Raw genomic sequence first — 16,896 nt, 5'->3', positions numbered from 1 at the left:
CTTGCAAAAGTTTGGGAGGCTCTATTGATTTTAGGAGAGATAATAATATTTTTCATCGTAGGTCTTTTTATCCGAATTGCCTTAACTATTTTCGGCGTTGAACCAGAGAGAGTTGATTTTTTTAGAGATAAGGTCAGCAATATGGTTTTCTACTACATAATTCCTGTGGTATGCTTTAAAACGACATATTTAATGCCTTTCAGTATAAGTCATCTGAAGATTTCCCTTGTTGCTAATCTCACAATAATTAGTTGTGTTTTATTGTCGTGGCTTGTTTACAACAAAATCTCTTCCTCTGAACAACTTTCACCTCAAGTAAAAGGTTCTTTGATAATGTGTTCTGCCTTTGGAAATGTTCTTTACATAGGACTGCCAATTTTAACTAAACTTTACGGCGAAGAGGGAATGAGTTATGGCTTTACATACGATTTCCTTGCAAGCACACCTCTTACGTGGACACTTGCAGTGGCGATTTGCATGAAATACGGAAGAAAAGGAAAGATAAGTCTTAAGGATTCTTTAAATACAATTTTACGAATACCGGCAATATGGGGTTTGATTTTGGGGTTTTTATTTAGGGAGTTGGAGATAACAGTAGCGGGGAGTATAATCGATGCTATAAGTTCTGCTTCGAAATACGTTACTTATCTGATGCTGATTATAGTTGGCATTTCGATAAAAGCAGTTAATCCAGAGAGGCTTAAAATCTCACTTCCCGCTATAGTTTTAAAAACATTTTTATCGCCTCTGCTTGCTTTATGCTATGGTATTTTATTGGGACTTTCTGGAATTCCGCTCAACGTATGTATAATAGAGGCAGCGATGCCCTCGATGCTTCTGAGTATGATATTTGCATCTGTTTTTGGAGTAGACATGCGAACTTCAGTTGAAATGGTTTTTATTACAACCCTAATCTCCCTTTTATCCGTAATAGTATTGCTGAACTTTTTATGAAAAATTAGAATTGATTTTTGCCAATTAAAATGTTTTAAACTATAAAGTTTTATCAAAAGGCTCTTTTATTAAAAGAAGGGGAGGCGGACGATGGATTTCTTTTTATCAATTTTTCCCATACTTGTGGTTTTAATAGGGATGCTTGCTTTTCATCGCTCTGGAACATTTGTGTCTGTTGTTGGATGGTTGCTTGCTGTGCTTGTTGCTAACTACTACTTTAAAACTCCATGGGATGTATTGTTAGGAGCTACATTGATGGGTTTTGTTAAAGCGCTTGGTATTACATTGGCCGTTGTATTTACGATGTTTTTAATATTTCTTATGAGAGAGACAGGAGCTTTAAAGAAGATTATAGAGTATGTCAAAGGAATTGCTAAAACAAAGGAAGAACAGACCTTGTTTATAGGAATGGGGTTTGGTTCTCTTAGTACTGCATTGGGAATGGTTACTCCGGCTATGTTTCCACCAATCTTTCTTCTCTTAGGTTTCTCTCCAATTGCTGCTATTGGAGTAAGCATTCTTTGCTATGACCCCCTAACATCTTTTGCGCTTTTTACAATTCCTCTTACTTTACCTTCAAAAGTTGCTATGGCCTTCGGCATCAAGCCACCAGGAATAGAAAATCTTAACGAATTCATATGGGATTATACTTTTAAAGTTACCGTTCTGCTTCCTGTAATTTCAGTAATATTTGCATTTCTTATGCTTAAAGTAGTTGGTGGAAAAGAGGCAATAAGGAGAAACTGGAAATCTGCTACATTAGCTGGTCTTGTTCTCTCCCTCTCAGCCATCATAATTGCAGGCTTCAGAATTTTACCGGTGGAAATTATCGGAATTGTCTCAGGGATGCTAACAATGATTACAGTTTACTTTATTTATCGCAGAAATAATGGAGAACAAGAAAGGATATCCTTTAACAGAGATGTGTTTAAAGCCTGTTTACCGTTCATTTTACTCATATTGATTTCACTTGTTGTAAACATTCCTTCAATAAAAAACAATCTTGAGAATCTCTTGGGAAAGAACGAAGTCATAAGCATTATTGCCGATAAAAAAGAAGATTTAAACATCCTTGGAAATGTTTGGTTCTGGATTATGGTTGTTTCAATAATATCTATATTTATACTTAAACCTTCAGGAAAGCAACTTAAAAATGCTACTTATACGTGGTTCACTCGAATATGGGGACCCTTTTTTGCCTATTCTCTCTTTTTTGCCGTTGCTTTCATAATGGCATGGTCTGCGATGGAGGTAGCAAATGGTAAGCTTATTCCTTCACAATATTTCGCTCAATACAACATGGACAGGATAATTGGAATAACCTTGGCAAACCTATTCGGTCCTGCATATCCTTTTATAGCTCCTTTCCTTGGACTGTTCGGAGCATTTGTTGGCGGAAGCGAGACAGCTTCTAATGTGCTTTTTGCAAAAATTCAGTGGGAAGCGACTCTTTCTACTGTTGGAGCAGGAGCTTTCATGTGGATTTATGCAGCTCATGCTGTAGGCGGTGGTATTGCTTCGGCAATCACGCCATCAAAAATCACAAATGCCGCTGCTACGATAGGTGTAGGAGGAAAGGAAGAGGCACAGTTTATTAAAGCCGTGTTAGTACCTGTTGTGTTAATGTGTGCCATCGTAGGTGCTATGACTATGATTATTATTTATTTATAAGGCCTTTCTACCATTTTTATTAATAATCTCTGTCCAGTATGAGTAGGAGCTTAAAGTCTTTATTCTACGTGGATAGATGCTGTATAGTTTCGCATATTTTAGGGGAGTAATGTCTGGCATCACTACATTTGCACCACAACTGAAAGCTTTAAGCCTTAAAGACGGAGACAGGGTACCTAAGGCAGTAGTGGCCGGGATGTTAGCAAATGGAAGCAGTAGTCTTGTAACTGCAATTACTTTTAGAGTTAAAATCGGATTACCTGGTGAATTTTGACTCAAAGGTGTTTCAGGATGGGGTATAAAGGGTCCTATGCCAATCATGTCAAGTTCAAGTTCCTTCATAAGAGCTATATCCTCTGCAAGGGACTCAATGCTTTGTCCCGGAAGTCCTACTATGATGCCTGAGCCTGTTTCATAGCCGAGCTTTTTAAGCCATCTCAGACATTGAATTCTTCTGTCTAAGGTTGTATCGGGCTTGAGTCTCCTGAATAGTTTTTCATCGGAAGTTTCAAACTTAAGTAGATATCTATCTGCGCCAGCCTCTCTGAGAACCACGTAATCATTGTAACTTAACTCACCTACAGACAGAGTTACTGCCACATTGAGTTTTTTAATCTCTCTTACAACTTTACTCAGTCTTTCAGCATTCCAGAAGGGCTCTTCTCCAGATTGTAAAACAATAGTTTTGAAGTCTTCCTTTACAGCCTCTGTAGCTACCTTAACTATTTCTTCTTCTTTCATCCTGTAACGAGGGAGTTTCCTGTTTTCCCTTCTTATTCCACAGAAAAGACAGTTACACTTACAGTAGTTTGAAAACTCTATTATTGCTCTAAGATGGACTGTATCTCCGTGAACTTGCTTTCTCACATCATCAGCCATCCGAGCCAATTCCTCAAAAGGAAGCTCTCTTAAAAGATAAAGTATCCAGTCTTTAAGAGAGGTCTTATTTTTACTTGATGTTAAAGCCGAAATTTCATGGCTATTCATAAATTGCTCTTTCTGTTATTTTCTTTAAAATTTCTATCTCTGCTTTTACCTCCTTTTCTGCTTCATCTATCATTCCCTGAAGGTGTGGAAAAGGAGAAAGTGCCCTATGAAGAACTCCGTGAATGTGAGCCATTATCACACCATAATTGACAATAGGAACACCAGCCCGCTTAGCCTGTAGAATTCTACTAAGCATCTCCTTTCGATTGAGCATGCAGGCACCACAATGAACAATGAGACTGTATTCAGTGAGATTATCAGGAAGTGGACCACCACCAGCTTTTACCTCAATCTCAAGCTCACCTCCAACCTGTGCCCTTAGCCAACGGGGAATTTTTACTCTTCCAATGTCATCCTCCACAGGATGATGGGTGCATGCCTCTGCTATGAGCACTTTATCTCCTGGCTTTAGTTTTTTTACAGTTAGAACACCCTCAACAAGTGTCTGCAAATCTCCTTTGTAACGGGCAAAAAGAATTGAAAATGATGTAAGCCTTATGTCTGCGGGTGTATCTGCTGCAACTTTATTGTAAACAGAGGCATCAGTAACTACAAGTGAAGGTCTTTTATTGAGTAAACTTAGGGCATGAATAAGCTCTCTTTCTTTTACAACTATGGCGATTGCCTCATTGTCAATAATGTCTCTTATTACAATCTGCTGGGGCAGTATAAGTCTTCCCTTGGGTGCAGCCTTGTCAACGGGAATTACGCATATTACTACATCTCCGGGATTTATCAAGTCTCCCAAGACGGTAGGAAGGGTCCAGTCCTTTGGAGCATTGTTTACTATAGCCTGTTTAAGCTCATCTATGCCTTCAGCTGTCAGAGCACTTACTAAAACCTTAGGTTCAGGCAACTCATACTTCTTAGCTTCTGGATGGATATCTATTTTATTTACAATATAAATCAAGGGAGTCCCTGTTTCTTCTGCTTTTTTCACTATCTCCCTTTCAAACTCTCCAACCCCTTTTTCAGGGTCAATTACAAGTAAAACAAGGTCTGTCTTATCAAAAACCTCATAGGATTTCTTTTTTCTTAATTCACCAAGTTTTCCCACATCATCAATTCCTGCTGTATCAATAAGAACAACCGGTCCAAGAGGAAGAATCTCCATGGCTTTTACTACAGGGTCTGTAGTTGTTCCGGGAACATCAGATACAATCGCGAGAGACTGACCAGTGAGAGCGTTTATAAGGGATGATTTTCCTGCATTTGTCCTTCCAAAGAGAGCTATATGAAGTCTCTGACTTTTTGGCACACTCATGGGATTGTCTCCTTTGAAAGCAGCATTTTTATGGTTGATATGATTTCATCTTTCTCGGTGATTCTCTCCCATTCATTGGAGACAGCAGCGTATCTGTCATTGATATAAATTAACTCTGGTGGAAGAAATGAGTCTTCTTTGTGTCCGGCTATGTATGAGTGTCTCTTTCCCATTATCTCTACAAACCAAATGTGGGTATTGTATTTTTCTTTGACAAACTCTGCTATTTTGTTTAATTCAAGAAGGAGATTCTTAGCCTTCGGCTCAGAATGACAAATGGATGGTTCAGAATGACTGAAGGAAGGCTCAGAGTGACAGAAAGGGGATGGCTCAGAATGAAGAGTCTCCTTAGAAATATATGTCTCTTTCTCCATTTTTAATCCTCCCGTAGTATTCAATGAGCTTGTTGTAAACTTTATGAGGCACTTTTGCCTTTAACTCGTCAAGCTCCTTCTGAATAACTTTCTCTCCTGCTTCCTTTGTCTGTTCCGAGGCAAAGTCATCAAGCCATTCTCTGAAAGTAAGCACTGCATTGAGTTTACAAAATATCGCCTCCTTTCCTGATTTAAGCAAACTCATTATTCTATCTCCTGTTCTTCCACATCTATAACCGGCTGTGCAAAAGCTTGTAATAAAGCCCATCTCTGCAAGTTCTCTGATTACTTCGTCAAGGCTACGGGAGTCTCCAATCTCAAACTGCTGTCGCTCAAGCTCCTGTTCTGTGTATCTGTCAGAGTATGCTCCTATTCCTATTTTTGTGGATGCATCTGTCTGGGTTATCATTCCTGAAGCAATGATTTCTCTTCTTATGTGAGCAGGCTCTCGGGCAGTAAGAATCATACCAGTGTAGGGAACAGAAAGTCTTATCACTGCAATGATTTTTTTGAAATCCTCATCGGAAACTTTATATCTTGTCTCCTGCACAAAGGGAGTGTTTGCTGCAGGCTCAAGCCGTGGGAAAGAAATTGTATGTGGACCAATTCCGAACCGTTTCTCAAGCTCCCTTGCATGATAAAGTAACCCCATAACCTCAAATCTCCAGTCATAAAGTCCAAAAAGCACTCCCAATGCCACATCATCAACTCCCGCTTCAAGTGCTCTGTGATGACAGTAAAGCCTCCACTGATAGTGATGTTTAATTGTTCCCTTAGGATGAAGCTTTGCGTATGTGTCATGATGATAAGTCTCCTGAAAAACCTGATATGTGCCGATTCCAACTTCCTTAAGCATCTTTAACTCATCTATGCTCATTGGTGCGGCATTCACATTAACCCTTCTTATCTGACCGTATCCGTTCTTTGTCATTACCTTGACAGAGTAAATAGTTTCTATCGTGTCTCTTATGTAATGAGCTCCAGTTGCAGGATGCTCACCGTAAACAACAATAAGTCTTTTATGTCCTATCTCACCAGCAAGCACCTCTGCCTCTCTTTTTACTTCTTCAAGAGTTAGCACCTTTCTTTTAATCACATGATTGTCTCTTCTGAAACCACAGTAAACGCAGTTATTCACACATAGATTTCCGCAGTAAAGAGGTGCGAATGTGACAATTCTGTTGTCATAAACCTTTTTCTTTACCTTTGCTGCTACATCAAAAACCTCTTGCCAGAGTTCCGGGTCTTTAAGATTAAGCAAAGCTGCTGTCTCATCGGGAAGAAGTGTTTCAATTGAAAGGGATTTCTGAAGTATATCCCATATTCGGGATGGTTCTGGATTCTGATTTTGCTTTAGTTTCTCCCAGATTTCCTCATCATTTATGAAGTCCCTTCCGTCTTCCATATATTTCTCTATCTCTTCTTCCTTAATCACGCTGTTTATCCAGTTTTTTTCCTCTTTTGCTAAAACAGCTTTCATTTTAAAAGCCTCCTTAAGTATTTAATCCCGGCAAAGCCGGGAGTTGTTAATTCCTGTGGTTGAGTTATGCTCTCAATCTCTTCCTTTGTGAAAAATCCTCTCTCAATCAGGATTTCTTCAACTCTTTTGCCTGTGCTTAAAGCCTCTTTGTAAATCTCTGCACAGACTTCATAGCCAAGATAGGGAGAAAAGGCAGTTATAATACAGGAGCTTCTATCAAAAAGCTCTCTACATCTTGCTTCATCAACGGTTATTCCTGAGATACATCTCTCCCTGAAGAGTTTTGAACAGCTCTTCAGCATCTTTAAAGAACCAATAAGTTCGTGTGCTATAAGCGGTAGAAACGGGTTAAGCTCAAGATTTCCCATGCTACAGGCAAAGCTTACTGCATGGTCTGATGCAATCACTTTTATTCCAACCTGTGTAACCATCTCAGGAATAACGGGATTTACCTTTCCAGGCATTATTGATGAGCCAACCTGAACAGCAGGAAGCCTTAACTCACCTATACCTGCTTGTGGTCCGGAGCTTAAGAACCTTAAATCTGAAGCGATTTTTATAAGATTTGAAGCTAAAGTTTTGAGATAGCCTGATACCTCTGAGAATGTGTCAGTGTTCTGAGTTGCCTCAAAGAGATTCTCTGCTTTTGCAATGGGAAGCCCTGTAAATTCCCGAAGTTTCTCTATTGCCATATCAATGAAAATTTTGGGACAGTTAAGTCCTGTGCCTACAGCAGTTCCGCCGAGATTGACCTGACGAACCCTTTCTAATGCCTTATTCAGCCTCCACCAGTCCCTGTTTAAAGCCTCTGCCCATGCAGAAAACTCCTGTCCCACTGTAACAGGAACAGCATCCTGCATCTCTGTTCTTCCAACCTTAAGAATTTTTGCATACTCCTTTTCTTTTTTCTGAAACTCACCCTGAAGTAAGGCAATCTCATCGGCGAGCTCTCTCAGAAGCCTTACAATCGCAGTTTTTACAGCTGTGGGAAAAACATCGTTCGTTGACTGATTTAGATTTATGTGAAAGAGAGGATGAATTACATCGTAGCTACCCTTTTCAAATCCCATAAACTCAAGGGCTTTGTTGGCAATAACCTCGTTAATATTCATATTAATTGTTGTGCCTGCTCCACCTGAAAGAGCATCAACGATAATCTGTCCATCTAAGTTACCTACTGCCAGCTCATCGCAGGCTTTAAGAATTGAGTCTGTCTTGTTATCCTCAAGCATTCCAATCTCTCTGTTAACCCATGCACATGCTTTCTTAACAATAGCCATAGCCCATATGAGCTCCCTGTGAGGTGGTTGTCCCGTTACAGAAAAGTTTTCTTTTGCTCTTAATGCATGAATGCCGTAGTAGGCATCCTTCGGAATAGAAAACTCACCAAGAGAGTCCCTCTCTATGCGTATCATTTCTTCTCCTTTTCAGAGATAAGAAGGCTTTTTACAGTTACACCTTTTATCATTCCAAGCTTTCCTGTAAGAGAGCCTATTCGGTCTGTGTTTCCTTCTACAAAAAGTGAGATAAAGCCAGTGTCTGTCTCCTTTTGAGGTATTCCCATTCTGGCAAGAATTATCTCTGCATGCTCAGATAGGATTTGGTTTACTAAAGGAGCATTTTTATTTCTTTCAGCTACGATTATTCCAACAATTCCAATCTTTCTATTCATCCCTTGACCTCAGAGTTTTCCTATGTCTCAGGTTTTATTTAACTTTTATAAACCCTCTCCTCAGGATTTTCTCCCTTGGATAAGGCATTTTTATCCGAAAACTACGCTTCCGCCGTCAAAAACTTCTTTCAAAGCCATGAGGTCACATAAAAGTTCCTCATCTTCAATCTCCTCTGCGCATTCTTCAATTATTTCGCTTACCTTGCTTATGTATTTTTCATCAAGAATAAACCAATCATTATAGGTAGTCTTTATAGCCTCAGTGTTATGAAGAAGATAGCTTTTCTTTGAGAGAATCTCTGCAATTTGCATAAGTCTTTCAATTGTTGTAAACCAGTATTTTCTGTTGCCGAGACTATAATAAACCACCATTTTAAACTCCTTTAAGCCCGGGTATTAGCCCGGGCTAATACTATATCCTTGCCTTGTAATGAGTATGCAACAATGCTTCACTTATTTCACTTAAAGGATGATGAGCAAACTCAGAGTAAAACCTTTTTATCATCGGGTTTTCATGGGATGCAGCCATTTTAAATTTCTCTCTTGATATAACGTCATCCTTATACTGCCCGGACTGTCTTGCTTTTATGAGTTTAAGTCTTTCTTTTCCGACCTTTGTCTCAAAAAAGTTTTTCTCTGCTGTATCACCAGCAAAAGATGGCTTTGTAAAGGAAAGGCTGATAATTCCAGCACCTGCTAATTTTAGAAAAGACCTTCTTGTAAGCTTTCTGATTTTCATAGTTTGCCTCCTTCAAAGTTTTTTACAAGAGAATAAAAAAGCTGGTCTAAGAGAGAAAGTTCAATTGGATGAACTGGCTGTCCACCTCCGTTAATACAGCCACCAGGACAGTTCATTACCTCTATGAAGTGATAGGGGCTTTTACCTGCCAAGACATCTTCCAATATTGGCTTAAGATGTGCCCCATCTGTTCCTATACCATTTACTACACAGACCTTAACCTGAAGTTCTTTTGTTTTGAGAGCTTTCTGATATTCTTCTTTTAGAGGAACGGAAATTGTTGCTGATGCAACAGGTTTTGTAAATCCTCGCACTCCTTCAAAATCCCACTTAGGACTCATTGCCTGAGGAGACTGGCCAGAAAGCATATGGAATGCAAATCTTACAGCTGCCTCCATAACTCCACCGCTTGTGCCAAATATGGTAGCACCGCCTGAGTAAAATTTGAACATCTCAGGTTTTCTGCTTGCATCCTCAGACATTTTCATTGGGTCTATGTTCATACGCTTTAGAAGTTCTGCAAGGTCTCTTGTTGTTAGAACTGCATCGACATCTTTCATGCCTGACTTCTTTAAATATTTTGCCGCAGAATCAAATTCGGGACGTGAAGCTTCAAATATTTTTGCTGTACAGGGCATTACTCCAACGGTGAAAATATTTTCAGGCTTTGCTCCCCACAGCTTTGCACCGTAGGTCTTTGCTGTTGCTCCTGCCATCTGCTGGGGTGATTTGGCTGAAGAAAGGTAGGGAATAAGTTTTGGATAGAAGACCTCTACATATCTTACCCATGCGGGACAGCAGGAAGTAAACTGGGGCAGTGGATGATGAGAGAACTCTTTAATGTCAAGATTTATCTTTTTACCCCAAAGCTCAATTGGCAACTGTTTAAGCCCTGCATGGGCTGCTACTTTTGCAAGTAACTCTGTGCCTTCCTCAAGAATTGTCTGGTCAGCAGCAAAGTTGTTATCATAGATTATAAAACCTGCTTTTTCCAAAGCAGCCCATAGTCTTCCCACTGTAAGTGTGCCTGGCTCAGCACCAAACTCTTCTCCAATGGCAACTCTCACAGCCGGAGCAATAATTGCAACGACCTTAGTTTTTTTGTCTTTAAGTTTTGCCATTACCACATCAACAAAGCTCATCTGTTCAACTGCACCAAAAGGACAGTTAAGCAGGCACTGACCACAGTTGATACATTTGTCAAGGTCAATGCTGTGTTTGTCTCCGAAGGAGCCTTTTACTGCTCCTGCAGGACAAACACTGCTACAGGTATGACAGCCAACACAATTACCCTCGTTGATTTTGATTATTCCTCTTAGCTCTCCTGCTCTGTAAGTTCCTGTCTGTGACTTCACTGCACCGTTACCCTTGAATGTGTTTACTTTTCTTACCATACAACCCCCTTTTATTAGTTATTTTTTCCCTCTCGGTGTGTAATGAGTGTGAAGTAACTCATGTGATAGATGACCGAGAGGTTCCTTAAGGAATTCTTTGTAGATTGCCTGAATCTCAGGATTTTCATGACTTTTTCTAAGAGGCATCTTTCTATCTCTTTCATAAATTCCAGCAGTTCGCATCTCCCTCTTTTCAACAGTTGTGGGAATAGGCTGTCCGCCGCCACCAATACATCCACCAGGACAGGTCATAACTTCAATAAAATGATAATCCTTGAGCTCATCTGCTCTTACCTTTTCCATAAGTTGCCTTGCTGCACCAAGGGAGTGAGCAACGAGAACTTTCACTGTTAATCCATTCATGCTCACAGAAGCTTCTTTAATATCTTTCATTCCTCTTACATCTTCAAAGTCAAGCTTCTGAAGGGTTTTGCCTGTCACCACCTCATAGGCTGTTCTTAAGGCGGCTTCCATAACTCCACCTGTTGCTCCAAATATCTGGGCTGCACCTGTTCCTTCTCCCATAACAGGGTCATAGGCTGAGTCTGGCAGTTTGGCAAAATCAATCCCTGCTTCACGTATCATTCTTATTAGTTCTCTTGATGTAAGAACTACATCTACATCCCTTGAGATATTGGGATTTTTCCAGAATTTTGCCGCTGCGTTCATCTCAGGTCTGGCTGCTTCATATTTTTTAGCTGTGCATGGCATTATTGAGACAACAAAAATATCCTCAGGAGCAATTCCTTTTTTCTGGGCATAATAGGTTTTTGCTATTGGACCAAGCATTTGTTGAGGAGACTTACAACTTGAAATATGAGGAATCAGGTCAGGATAAAACTCCTCAAGAAACTTAATCCATCCAGGAGAACATGATGTAAACTGAGGTAGCACTCCTCCGTTTTTAATTCTGTGGATAAGCTCGTATCCCTCTTCCATTATGGTGAGGTCTGCAGACCAGTTTGTATCAAAGACTGCATCAAAGCCGAGTCTTTTGAGTGCACTGACCATTTTACCTGTAATATCCGTTCCAACAGGTAAGCCAAAGGCTTCACCTATGCTGACGTGGGTTGCCGGTGCGGTCTGAACAACTACGTGTTTCTTCGGGTCTGCAATTGCTTCCCATACCTTCCATGTATCATCCCTTTCAACAATAGCAGCAGTGGGACAGACAAGGGCACACTGTCCACAGGCAACACATTGAGTTTCAATAATTAGCTTTCCATCTAAGGGACGAACTACCGCATCATAGCCATTTCCGTAGAGTTCAAGGATATCAACGGACTGAAGAACCTTGCATGCAGTTATACATCGCTGACATATGATACACTTGTTAGGATTTCTAACTATTGATGGAGATGAGTCATCAATTGGCAAATCTTTTTTCTCACCTTGCGGTCTTATCTGTCTTACATTAAGCTCTGCACAAACTGCCTGAAGTTCGCATACACCGTTTTTCGGACAGGTTGGACAGTCAAGATGATGTTCACTCAGCATCATTTCAAGATTTAGCTTTCGGGCAGCTAAAATCTTAGGAGTATTGGTTCTTATGACCATGCCTTCTTGAACAGGCGTATTACAGGATGAAACAAAATCTCCCTTTCCCTCTACTTCTACTACACAGACCCTGCAAGCTCCTATATCGTGTTTGATATGCCTTAATCCGACATGGTCAAGAAAACAGAGAGTTGGAATTTTCACGCCTACCTGTTCAGATGCTTTAAGTATAGTAGTTCCCTCTGGCACAGTGACCTTTTGTCCATCAATTGTGATTGTTACGTTAGCCATATTTATCCTCCTCAGAAATTATTTAAGCATTACTGTCTGCCAGCCTGGATTGGCTGGAATACTATGACCACAGCTTCCTTTCAAGTGAGCCTCTATATCGCTTTTGCAGTGTTGAAGAGCAAATTTGACTGCTTTTCCTGCCATTAATCCAAGGTCACATTTGCTTGATGCTCCAATATCATCTGCAAAGTCTTCTAAAAGAGAGAGTTCTCGTGTAGATACGGAACCGTCAAAAATCTTTTTTACCATCTCTTGCATTCTCTTCGTGCCTATTCTGCAAGGAATGCACTCTGCACAGGAGTTTTCTTGGGCGTAGCTCAGGAAAAAGTCAATCATCTCAGCCATGCATTTGTCTTCCTCCCAGAATAGTTTTCCTGCGGAGCCAACGGTTGCCACAGTACGCGAAAGAGTCTGCCAGTCAATATCAACGGGAGTTTTGAGAGATAGAGGACCGAGGCTTTGAATCTTTTCAACAAATTCCTTTGCTACCTGAGAAAACTTAAACCCTTCTGAACCAGAAATCCATTCAAGCCTTACTCTTTGTTTTGGAATTCCAATTACTTCAAGAAATCTTGTGAGAAGATTAAATCTTCGGTTTGCATAATAGTTTCCTGTTTTGTAATGACAGTCTCCGGGATGACATCCTGCAACTAATACACCATCTGCACCTGACAGAAAGGCTTTAATTACAAACTCTGGCTCAACTCGTCCTGAACAGGGAACTCTAACAGGATACAAATAGGGTGGATAACTATACCTTAAAGAACCTGCCATATCCGCTCCTGCATAGCTACACCAATGACATAAAAAGGCAATAACCTTAGGCTTGAAGCCCTGCTCCATAGCAAAACCTCCTAAAAATTTTTTAGTTTTTTGCTTTCTTAGCTTTTAGCCAGCCTTCGGGCAGGCAGGTTCAGTTGAATTTTTTAGGGCTTCAGCCCTTGTAAGCCTTCCTGGCGGGTTAGTTGAGTTTATACAGATTAACTTTTAATGTTAATAGAAGATAGCATAAATTTTTCATTTTGTCAAGCCCACTCTTTTTCCTAAGATTTCGAAATCATGAAGCTCTGAGAAAAAGATGAAGTTGTCATTAGCGAGAGTTAAAATTAATGGAAGGCTTAGCCTATTCAGGATTTTATTTATTAAAGTTCAATACAGCTTAAATTGCTCTAAAAAGTCTTGACTTTAATTAATTATTATTTTATAATATTTATAAAATAAATTTTAGGAGGTGTTGTTATGGAATCAAGGATGCCCTTATTGGGTGAGAAGATTGAAGACAGGAAGTTGAAAACTACTCATGGAGTTGTAAACTTTCCTGGAGATTACAGGGGTAAGTGGGTTGTTCTTTTCAGTCATCCCGCAGATTTTACACCCGTTTGCACTACTGAGTTTGTAGCTTTTCAGAAAAGAATTGACGAATTTAAGGCGCTTAATTGCGAGTTGATTGGTTTGTCCATTGACCAGGTTTTTGCCCATATTAAATGGGTAGAGTGGATTAAGGAAAAGTTGGGGGTAGAAATTACTTTTCCTATAATTGCAGATGACATGGGTGAAGTTGCAAAGTCTTTTGGCATGATAAGTCCAGCCAAAGGGACAAATACAATAAGAGCAGTATTTGTTATTGACCCCGAGGGTGTATTGAGACTTATTCTTTACTATCCACAAGAGATTGGCAGAAATATTGATGAAATTATAAGAGCAGTGAAAGCCCTTCAGACCTCTGATGCAAACAAGGTTGCTATTCCCGCTGGGTGGCCTAATAATGAACTTATCGGAGACAAGGTTATTATACCGCCTGCATCGGATGTAAAAAATGCCAGTGAAAGACCAAAACAGTTTGAATGCTTTGACTGGTGGTTTTGCTATAAAAAATTATAAGAAATCAAGAAAGAGAGCCCTAATTAAGGGCTCTCTTTTCTTTTAAACATGAGCACATTTAAAACATTTTAAGATTTGTTGTAGAGTTTCAGAGACTTTTCCGAGAGTCTGGATGTCAGAGTTTAATTGTTGACCTATTTTCTCTCTTTCCTTAGAGAGAGTTGCTATCATCTCTATGTTTCTTGCAATTTCATCGCTTGCTGCCGATTGTTCTTCTACGGCAGTGGCAATTTGTGTGATTTGTTCTTTAACTTTTTCTACAGATTTCATTATTCTGTCGAGCACTTCATTTACATTTTGAACATAAGAGGTTGCTTCATTTACCTCCTTAGCGGCTTCAGTCATTGATTTTGTAGTATTTTTTGATTCTTCTTGAACAGATATTATGGTTGTTGAAATCTCTTCAGTTGCCTTTATAGTTCGCTCGGCAAGTTTACGCACTTCATCGGCAACTACAGCAAAGCCTCTTCCTTGTTCACCTGCTCGGGCTGCCTCAATTGCAGCATTGAGAGCTAAGAGGTTTGTCTGGTCAGCAATATCTTTGATTACAATTAAAATCTGTCCTATTTCTGAAACTCGTGTATTAAGACTTTCAATTATCCTTGCAAGTTCTTGAGTAGAAGTGTGGGCATGATTTATGAGACTAACTGCTGTATCGGTTAATTTTTTACCTTCCTGGGCAATTTGATATGTTTCTGCTGAGCTTTCAGATGCTTCAGAGGCGTTCTTTGCTATGTCTGTTATTGTCTGGGACATTTCTTCTGAGGAAACTGCAATCCTGTGCATCTGACCAGAGAAATCCTGAGCCTTGAGTTCTTCTTGGGCTATTTTGTCAGATAAACTTTTAGCAGAGATTTCAACGTCTTTTACAGTTTTATTGATTCTCTCTATCATGTTTCTTAAAGATTCAACCATTCTATTGATAACTTCTGCCATCTGTCCTATTTCATCTTTTCTGGTTATGTTTGATTTAACATTTAAGTTTCCCTCTGCTACGGCATTTTGAATTGTCAGTAGTTCTCTCATCGGATTTGTAATGCTTTTTGCAATAATAAATCCTATAAAAGTCAGTAAAAGGACAAGAAAAGCAACCTGGATGAGAATTTGTTTTAATTTCGAATAGAAAATTGCATTAACATCGTCAATGTATATTCCACTGCCGATAATCCATCCCCATGGTTCAAATTTTTTAACGTACGATAGCTTAGGGTATGTCTCCTGAGTTGTTCCTCCTGTAGCAAGTGGCTTTGGCCACTGGTAGGTTACATAACCTTCTTTTTCATTTTTAGTAATTTCTACAAAAGCCTGAAAGAGATTTTTTTTCCCATCGGTCTTAATTATTTTTCCACTACGGCCTTCTTGCATTTCTGTGGCACAGTTAAATTTTGAATCATCTAAGACTTTTCCATCCAATGAGGGAACAGTTGGATGCATTATCATGGTGGTATAAGGAAGTTTATCGTCATTAATCCAGAAGTATTCTTTCCCGTCGTATCTTAATGCTTTTATTAGAGTCTTTGCTTGAGTTTTTGCCTCTGCTTCTGATATTTTACCTTCCTTTGCAAGGTTGTTGAAATAGGTTAGTATTTCGAAAACTGACTCAACGACATTACGAGTTTTCATCTTTCTGTCTTCAAGTAGTAGTTCCTTTAGGACTGTTGCTGAGAGAAATTGAAGTACCAAAAGAACAAACAGAGAGACAAAAACTAAAGTCCATATTTTCGTTCTTATTTTGAGGTTCTTAAATCTTATCATTTATACCTCCCTGAGTAAAAATTTTAGAATAATCTACACAAATTTAATGCCAAGATAATTTTCATTTATTTTCAATGTGTTTGCTAAGCGGAAACTTATTTGTGTTACTTTTGGCAACTTAATTTTGTTTATTTTGGTAACATTATTAATCATTTCTAAATGAACTTTATCAATAATGACTCTTAATTATTGAAAGGCCTTCTGTTTGTATTAAGAAAAGAAAACTTTTTAAGAATTGTGATATAATTTTTCATTGAGCTGAATATGGACAAGAGAGAAAAAATTCTTGAAATAATAAGAAGGCTTCAAAAGAGATATCCAAATGTAAAAACAGCTCTTAATTTTACATCTCCTTTAGATTTATTGATTGCAACCATACTTTCTGCTCAGACAACAGATGTTAATGTTAACAAGGTTACGGAGAAGCTTTTCAGAAAATACAAAACTGCCTCTGACTATGCAAACGCAGCAGAAGGCGAACTTGAGAGTGATATCAGAAGCATTAATTATTACAAAAATAAAGCCAAGTACATCAAAAATCTGGCAAAAGAGTTAATTGACCGTTTTAATGGTGAAGTCCCAAAAAGGATTGATGAATTGATAACTCTGCCAGGCGTGGGAAGAAAAACTGCCAACATAGTATTGTGGAACGCTTATGGAATTAATGAGGGGATTGCTGTTGATACGCATGTAAAGAGAATTTCAAAGCTCTTGGGTCTTACAGAAAACACCGACCCAGAAAAAATTGAAAGAGATTTAATGGAGATAACCCCTCGTGAATACTGGGGAGAGATATCTCATCTTCTCATAATGCTCGGAAGAGAGATTTGTAAAGCTAAAAATCCACAACACTCTAAATGTCCATTGAATGATATCTGTCCAGGCAGTAAGCTTTAGAGTTTGACATTTATCTATAAAATTTACTAATCTTAACGTT

The 16,896-nt window shown here is 39.1% G+C and carries 16 protein-coding genes and 1 pseudogene; 4 read left to right on the top strand and 13 right to left on the bottom strand.

Features of this window, described 5'->3' with window-relative positions; all coding sequences use genetic code 11:
* Positions 1–24 precede the first annotated feature (24 nt).
* Both ACZ430_RS01875 and ACZ430_RS01870 read left to right on the top strand, forming a co-directional pair.
* Positions 25–954 carry an AEC family transporter gene (locus ACZ430_RS01875; protein ID WP_440871043.1) on the top strand — a complete coding sequence of 310 codons (930 nt, stop codon included), beginning with the start codon at positions 25–27 and terminating at the stop codon, positions 952–954.
* Positions 955–1,044: 90 nt separating this feature from the next.
* Entirely contained in the window at positions 1,045–2,625 is a 1,581-nt protein-coding gene (locus ACZ430_RS01870) for an L-lactate permease (RefSeq protein WP_297214247.1), read from the top strand.
* Here the strand turns inward: ACZ430_RS01870 and hydE are convergent.
* The 12 genes and pseudogenes from hydE to ACZ430_RS01810 all read right to left on the bottom strand — a co-directional run.
* Positions 2,620–3,612 carry a [FeFe] hydrogenase H-cluster radical SAM maturase HydE gene (gene hydE, locus ACZ430_RS01865; RefSeq protein WP_297214244.1) on the bottom strand — a complete coding sequence of 331 codons (993 nt, stop codon included), beginning with the start codon at positions 3,610–3,612 and terminating at the stop codon, positions 2,620–2,622. The two genes, ACZ430_RS01870 and hydE, sit on opposite strands and share 6 nt — an antisense overlap.
* A complete protein-coding gene (gene hydF, locus ACZ430_RS01860) occupies positions 3,605–4,876 on the bottom strand; it encodes a [FeFe] hydrogenase H-cluster maturation GTPase HydF (protein ID WP_464910637.1) in 1,272 nt (423 codons plus the stop codon). The genes hydE and hydF overlap by 8 nt, the downstream gene beginning before the upstream one ends.
* Complete coding sequence (locus ACZ430_RS01855; RefSeq protein ID WP_297214238.1) at positions 4,873–5,250, bottom strand: hypothetical protein; 378 nt, start codon at positions 5,248–5,250, stop codon at positions 4,873–4,875. Before ACZ430_RS01855 ends, hydF begins: the two co-directional genes overlap by 4 nt.
* A complete protein-coding gene (gene hydG, locus ACZ430_RS01850; RefSeq protein ID WP_297214235.1) occupies positions 5,225–6,730 on the bottom strand; it encodes a [FeFe] hydrogenase H-cluster radical SAM maturase HydG in 1,506 nt (501 codons plus the stop codon). The genes ACZ430_RS01855 and hydG overlap by 26 nt, the downstream gene beginning before the upstream one ends.
* Complete coding sequence (locus tag ACZ430_RS01845) at positions 6,727–8,145, bottom strand: aspartate ammonia-lyase (RefSeq protein WP_339942924.1); 1,419 nt, start codon at positions 8,143–8,145, stop codon at positions 6,727–6,729. The genes hydG and ACZ430_RS01845 overlap by 4 nt, the downstream gene beginning before the upstream one ends.
* On the bottom strand, positions 8,142–8,402 hold the full coding sequence (locus ACZ430_RS01840) for a TM1266 family iron-only hydrogenase system putative regulator (protein WP_012545214.1): 261 nt from the start codon (positions 8,400–8,402) through the stop codon (positions 8,142–8,144). Before ACZ430_RS01840 ends, ACZ430_RS01845 begins: the two co-directional genes overlap by 4 nt.
* Before the next feature lie 90 nt (positions 8,403–8,492).
* Complete coding sequence (locus ACZ430_RS01835; RefSeq protein ID WP_339942926.1) at positions 8,493–8,774, bottom strand: hypothetical protein; 282 nt, start codon at positions 8,772–8,774, stop codon at positions 8,493–8,495.
* A 40-nt stretch (positions 8,775–8,814) separates the two neighbouring features.
* Positions 8,815–9,141, bottom strand: a complete 327-nt coding sequence (locus ACZ430_RS01830) for an iron hydrogenase small subunit (RefSeq protein ID WP_339942928.1) — start codon at positions 9,139–9,141, stop codon at positions 8,815–8,817.
* Positions 9,138–10,535, bottom strand: a complete 1,398-nt coding sequence (locus ACZ430_RS01825) for a [Fe-Fe] hydrogenase large subunit C-terminal domain-containing protein (protein WP_464910636.1) — start codon at positions 10,533–10,535, stop codon at positions 9,138–9,140. Before ACZ430_RS01825 ends, ACZ430_RS01830 begins: the two co-directional genes overlap by 4 nt.
* Before the next feature lie 18 nt (positions 10,536–10,553).
* Positions 10,554–12,323, bottom strand: a complete 1,770-nt coding sequence (locus tag ACZ430_RS01820; protein ID WP_464910635.1) for an NADH-dependent [FeFe] hydrogenase, group A6 — start codon at positions 12,321–12,323, stop codon at positions 10,554–10,556.
* 18 nt (positions 12,324–12,341) lie between these two features.
* Positions 12,342–12,659, bottom strand: a complete 318-nt coding sequence (locus ACZ430_RS01815; protein ID WP_297214316.1) for an NADH-ubiquinone oxidoreductase-F iron-sulfur binding region domain-containing protein — start codon at positions 12,657–12,659, stop codon at positions 12,342–12,344.
* Between the two features lie 99 nt (positions 12,660–12,758).
* Positions 12,759–13,166: pseudogene (locus tag ACZ430_RS01810) on the bottom strand (hydrogenase iron-sulfur subunit); the annotation flags it as partial.
* 396 nt (positions 13,167–13,562) lie between these two features.
* On the opposite strand from ACZ430_RS01810, the gene ACZ430_RS01805 reads away from it, so the two are divergent.
* On the top strand, positions 13,563–14,204 hold the full coding sequence (locus ACZ430_RS01805; protein WP_297214216.1) for a peroxiredoxin: 642 nt from the start codon (positions 13,563–13,565) through the stop codon (positions 14,202–14,204).
* Positions 14,205–14,246: 42 nt separating this feature from the next.
* On the opposite strand, the gene ACZ430_RS01800 is transcribed toward ACZ430_RS01805, so the two are convergent.
* Positions 14,247–15,959, bottom strand: a complete 1,713-nt coding sequence (locus ACZ430_RS01800; protein WP_297214213.1) for a methyl-accepting chemotaxis protein — start codon at positions 15,957–15,959, stop codon at positions 14,247–14,249.
* 264 nt (positions 15,960–16,223) lie between these two features.
* On the opposite strand from ACZ430_RS01800, the gene nth reads away from it, so the two are divergent.
* A complete protein-coding gene (gene nth, locus ACZ430_RS01795) occupies positions 16,224–16,856 on the top strand; it encodes an endonuclease III (protein ID WP_297214210.1) in 633 nt (210 codons plus the stop codon).
* Positions 16,857–16,896 lie beyond the last annotated feature (40 nt).

It is taken from the genome of Thermodesulfovibrio sp. TK500a (assembly GCF_055381765.1).
The sequence above is the reverse complement of the archived record's forward strand: the minus strand, read 5'-3'. Positions and strand labels throughout refer to the sequence as shown.